The following is a 4727-nucleotide window of genomic DNA, read 5'->3' on the forward strand; positions in this document are numbered from 1 at the left end:
CAGGACGTAAACGCGATCGACCTCGCGGGCGACGGTGAGGCGCGCGCGAAGGAGCTGGAGATCGCCGCGGCCGACAACCTCAAGCGCGTCCTGCGTCCACAGCCTGGGGACGACTGGGCGGCGACGCCGGGCAGGCTCCCGCGTCGCTGGGCGCCGTCGACCCGCAGGCCGGTGTCCAGCCCCTGGCGGGCGCGGTCGGCCACGCCGCGGGCCCGGTCACCGGCCTGAAGCCCAATCCGCTGGCCGGCACGGGCGTCGACCCGCTCGACAACGGCGTCGGCACCCAGGTCGCCGACTTCCGGCCGGTGGACTCCCGCGCGGTGACCGGTCCGGTGACCCGGGCGGAGTCGGTCGACGACCTCCCGGTGGCCGGACGGGCGACGGGAGTGCTGGGCGGCTGACCCGGGAGGCGTCCCGCGGACCGGCCGGGCGCCGGGCGCCCACCGGGGACGCGGAGAGCCGCGCCCCGGACGGGGCGCGGCTCTCGGGGCCGTGGGCGGCCCCCCGTCAGTAGGCGGAGCCCGAGGCGCCCAGCGAACCCGTCGGGTGCCAGACCGTCTTCGTCTCCAGGAAGGCCGTCATGCGCTCCGTGCCCGGCGTCGCCGCCCAGTCGTCCACAGGCTGTGGACGCAGGACGCGCTTGAGGTTGTCGGCCGCGGCGATCTCCAGCTCCTTCGCGAGCGCCTCACCGGCGCCCGCGAGGTCGATCGCGTTGACGTCCTGGTGCGCGGCCAGCGGCGCGGCGATCTCCGCCGTACGGCCGGACAGGACGTTGACCACACCGCCGGGCACGTCGGAGGTGGCCAGCACCTCGCCGAGCGACAGCGCCGGAAGCGGGGCCCTCTCCGAGGCGATGACGACCGCGGTGTTGCCGGTCGCGATCACCGGGGCGAGCACCGAGACCAGCCCCAGGAAGGACGACTCCTGAGGAGCCAGGACGGCGACCACGCCGGTCGGCTCGGGGGAGGACAGGTTGAAGAACGGGCCCGCGACCGGGTTCCCGCCGCCGACGATCTGGGCGATCTTGTCCGTCCAGCCCGCGTACCAGACCCAGCGGTCGACCGCCGCGTCCACCTGCGTGGCGGCCTCGTCCCGCGACAGGCCCTCCGCGTCGGCGACCTCCGCGGCGAACTGCTCCCGGCGGCCCTCCAGCATCTCCGCGACGCGGTAGAGGACCTGGCCGCGGTTGTAGGCCGTCGCCCCGGCCCAGCCGCCGAACGCCTTGCGGGCGGCGACCACCGCGTCCCGGGCGTCCTTGCGGGAGGAGAGGGGCGCGTTGGCGAGCCAGTGGCCCTCGGAGTCCGTCACCTCGTACACCCGGCCGCTCTCGGAACGCGGGAACTTCCCGCCGACGTACAGCTTGTAGGTCTTGAAGACGCTCAGCCGCCGCCCGGCGCCGTCGGCCGTGCCGGTCTTCGCGTTCTTGTCGGTCTTCTCAGACATCGAGGTACGCCTCCAGGCCGTGGCGGCCGCCCTCGCGGCCGAATCCCGACTCCTTGTAGCCGCCGAACGGCGAGGTGGGGTCGAACTTGTTGAACGTGTTGGACCAGACGACACCCGCGCGGAGCCTGTTCGCCACGGCCAGGATGCGGGAGCCCTTCTCCGTCCAGATGCCCGCCGACAGGCCGTACGGCGTGTTGTTGGCCTTGGCGACGGCCTCGTCCGGCGTCCGGAAGGTGAGGACGGACAGCACCGGGCCGAAGATCTCGTCGCGGGCGACGGTGTGGGCCTGGGTGACGCCGGTGAACAGCGTCGGCGCGAACCAGTAGCCGTTCCCGGGAAGTTCGCAGGGCGCCGACCAGCGCTCGGCGCCCTCCGCCTCGCCCTGCTCGACGAGCGAGGTGATCCGCGCGAGCTGCTCCGCGGAGTTGATCGCGCCGATGTCGGTGTTCTTGTCCAGCGGGTCGCCCAGGCGCAGGGTGGAGAGCCTGCGCTTGAGGGAGTCGAGCAGCTCGTCGTGGATCGACTCCTGGACCAGCAGGCGGGACCCCGCGCAGCAGACCTGGCCCTGGTTGAAGAAGATGCCGTTCACGACGCCCTCGACGGCCTGGTCGATCGGGGCGTCGTCGAAGACGATGTTGGCGCCCTTGCCGCCGAGTTCGAGCGTGAGCTTCTTGCGCGTTCCGGCGACGGTCCGCGCGATCTGCTTGCCGACCGCGGTGGAGCCGGTGAAGGCGACCTTGTCCACGTCCGGGTGGGCGACCAGCGCGGCACCCGCGTCACCGTATCCGGGAAGGATGTTGACGACGCCCCGGGGCAGGCCCGCCCGGCGGCAGACGTCCGCGAAGAAGAGGGCGGAGAGGGGGGTGGTCTCGGCCGGCTTGAGGACGACCGTGTTGCCGGTCGCGAGCGCCGGGGCGATCTTCCACGCGAGCATGAGCAGCGGGAAGTTCCAGGGGATGACCTGGCCGGCCACGCCGAGGGGGCGCGGATGCGCACCGTAGCCGGCGTGGTCGAGCTTGTCGGCCCAGCCCGCGTAGTAGAAGAAGTGCGCGGCGACCAGGGGGAGGTCGGCGTCGCGCGTCTCCCTGATCGGCTTGCCGTTGTCCAGCGTCTCCAGGACGGCCAGCTCGCGGCTGCGCTCCTGGATGATCCGGGCGATGCGGAACAGGTACTTGGCCCGCTCGGCACCGGGCAGCGCCGACCAGACTCCGAAGGCCTTCCGGGCCGCCTTCACCGCGCGGTCCACGTCCGCCTCACCGGCCTGCGCGACCTCGGAGAGGACCTCCTCGGTGGCGGGGCTGACGGTCTTGAAGACCCGGCCGTCGGCCGCCTCGGTGAACTCGCCGTCGATGAACAGGCCGTAGGACGGGGCGATGTCGACGACCGCGCGGGACTCGGGTGCCGGGGCGTACGCGAACGCGGACGCCCTCTCCGGCGCGGCGTGCGCGACGGGCGCGGTGGCGGCCGCGGTGGCGGCGAGGGTGCCGCCGGCCTCGGCGGCCGACGCGACCGCTGCCTGCCGGGTCTTCTTGTTCTTCTTGCTCATGGTGATCAGTCCACCGTCACGTAGTCGGGGCCGGAGTAGCGGCCGGTGGCCAGCTTCTGGCGCTGCATCAGCAGGTCGTTCAGAAGCGAGGAGGCGCCGAAGCGGAACCAGTGGTTGTCCAGCCAGTCCTCGCCGACGGTCTCGTTGACCAGGACGAGGAACTTGACCGCGTCCTTGGTGGTCCGGATGCCGCCGGCCGGCTTCACACCGACCTGGACCCCGGTCTGCGCGCGGAAGTCGCGGACCGCCTCCAGCATCAGGAGCGTGTTCGCGGGCGTGGCGTTCACCGCCACCTTGCCGGTCGAGGTCTTGATGAAGTCCGCGCCGGCCAGCATGCCGAGCCAGCTCGCCCGGCGGATGTTGTCGTACGTCGACAGCTCGCCCGTCTCGAAGATGACCTTCAGCCGGGCGCTCGCCCCGCAGGCCTCCTTCACGGCGGTGATCTCGTCGAACACCTTCCGGTAGTTCCCCGCGAGGAACGCGCCGCGGTCGATGACCATGTCGATCTCGTCGGCGCCGGCGGCGACGGCCTCCCGGACGTCGGCCAGCTTGACGGCGAGCGGGGCGCGGCCGGCCGGGAAGGCGGTGGCGACGGAGGCGACCTTGACCGCGGAGCCGGCGACGGCCTCCTTGGCCGCGGCCACCATGTCGGGGTAGACGCAGACCGCGGCCGTGGCGGGCGCGGTGCGGTCGGTCGGGTCGGGGCGGACCGCCTTCGCGCCGAGCGCCCGGACCTTGCCCGGGGTGTCCGCGCCTTCCAGCGTCGTCAGGTCGACCATCGAGATGGCGAGGTCGATGGCGTACGCCTTCGCGGTCGTCTTGATCGAGCGGGTGCCGAGCGAGGCGGCACGCGCCTCCAGACCGACCGCGTCGACGCCGGGCAGCCCGTGCAGGAAGCGGCGCAGCGCACCGTCGGACGCGGTGACGTCGCTCAGCGCGGCGGGGGCACCGGCTCGCTCGGGTGTCGGCGAGGGCTGGGGGGAGGTGGGTGCAGTGGAGGACATGGTCACCAGCCGAGCATATCTACGCGCGTAGCTGCTGTACAGCCCTCCGAGCCCGCCGGGCGCCGGCCGCCCCCGGACCACCACCCGCCGGTGCTTGCGGGCCCGTCGGGCAGAATCGGAGGCATGACGACCCCCGAGCACCAGCCCTCCGACCCGGAGCGGAGCGAGCCCGCCGCGCCGGCGGAGCCCGCCGAGCCCGCGGGCTCGGCCGGCCCCACCGCGTCCACCGGGTCCTCCCCCTCCCCGGAGGGCCCGGAGGTCTCGGACACTCCGGCGGACCGGGTCTACCGGTCGAATCCGGGCATCGCCGGTGGCGTGCTGCTGCTCGCCGTCACCGGCTGGATGTGCGTCGACGCGATGATCAGCGGCGAGGGCCGGGCGCCCTGGCTGGCGCTCGCCGCGCTGCTGCTCCTCGTCCCCCCGGTGGTCGCCTACACCCTGCTCCCCGCCGTGCACGCGGGTGAGGACCGGCTCCGCGTGCGCAACCCCTTCCGCACCGTCGAGCTGCCCTGGGGCCGGGTCGCCTCGCTGCGCTCCGGCTACTCCAACGAGGTCGTCACCGACGCCGGCACCACCTACCAGCTGTGGGCCCTGCCCGTCTCCCTGCGGGCCCGCAAGCGGGCGGCGCGGCAGGAGATGCGGGCCGCGGGCGAGCGGGCGCACGGCGTCGACGTCCGCGCCGCGGGCCGGGCCCCCGGCGTGGGCGACGCCTTCCGGCGCGGCGGCGCCGCCGC

4 protein-coding genes and 2 pseudogenes are annotated in these 4727 nt (G+C 73.8%); 3 read left to right on the plus strand and 3 right to left on the minus strand.

The window, feature by feature from the left end; translation table 11 throughout:
* Both AOK18_RS33965 and AOK18_RS33970 read left to right on the plus strand, forming a co-directional pair.
* Positions 1-228: pseudogene (locus AOK18_RS33965) on the plus strand (hypothetical protein); the annotation flags it as partial.
* A pseudogene (locus tag AOK18_RS33970) lies at positions 138-401 on the plus strand (hypothetical protein); the annotation flags it as partial. The pseudogenes AOK18_RS33965 and AOK18_RS33970, both read left to right, overlap by 91 nt.
* 106 nt (positions 402-507) lie before the next feature.
* Here the strand turns inward: AOK18_RS33970 and AOK18_RS05035 are convergent.
* From AOK18_RS05035 to deoC, 3 genes are read right to left on the minus strand one after another with little or no spacing between them, the layout of a single operon-like run.
* Positions 508-1443 carry an aldehyde dehydrogenase family protein gene (locus tag AOK18_RS05035; protein ID WP_055693515.1) on the minus strand — a complete coding sequence of 312 codons (936 nt, stop codon included), beginning with the start codon at positions 1441-1443 and terminating at the stop codon, positions 508-510.
* Positions 1436-2989 carry an aldehyde dehydrogenase family protein gene (locus AOK18_RS05040; protein ID WP_240503062.1) on the minus strand — a complete coding sequence of 518 codons (1554 nt, stop codon included), beginning with the start codon at positions 2987-2989 and terminating at the stop codon, positions 1436-1438. Before AOK18_RS05040 ends, AOK18_RS05035 begins: the two co-directional genes overlap by 8 nt.
* A gap of 5 nt (positions 2990-2994) precedes the next feature.
* Entirely contained in the window at positions 2995-3993 is a 999-nt protein-coding gene (gene deoC / locus AOK18_RS05045; protein ID WP_055693516.1) for a deoxyribose-phosphate aldolase, read from the minus strand.
* Between the two features lie 123 nt (positions 3994-4116).
* On the opposite strand from deoC, the gene AOK18_RS30350 reads away from it, so the two are divergent.
* Positions 4117-4727 (plus strand): PH domain-containing protein (locus AOK18_RS30350; protein WP_079104853.1); only part of this gene is annotated, 611 nt, incomplete at its 3' end.

It is taken from the genome of Streptomyces prasinopilosus (assembly GCF_001419695.1).
Lineage (GTDB): Bacteria > Actinomycetota > Actinomycetes > Streptomycetales > Streptomycetaceae > Streptomyces > Streptomyces prasinopilosus.

Coding starts and splice junctions, on each gene's coding strand:
- AOK18_RS05040 (WP_240503062.1), bottom strand. CDS start 2,989: ATGAGCAAGAAGAACAAGAAGACCCGGCAGGCAGCGGTCGCGTCGGCC.
- AOK18_RS05035 (WP_055693515.1), bottom strand. CDS start 1,443: ATGTCTGAGAAGACCGACAAGAACGCGAAGACCGGCACGGCCGACGGC.
- deoC (WP_055693516.1), bottom strand. CDS start 3,993: ATGTCCTCCACTGCACCCACCTCCCCCCAGCCCTCGCCGACACCCGAG.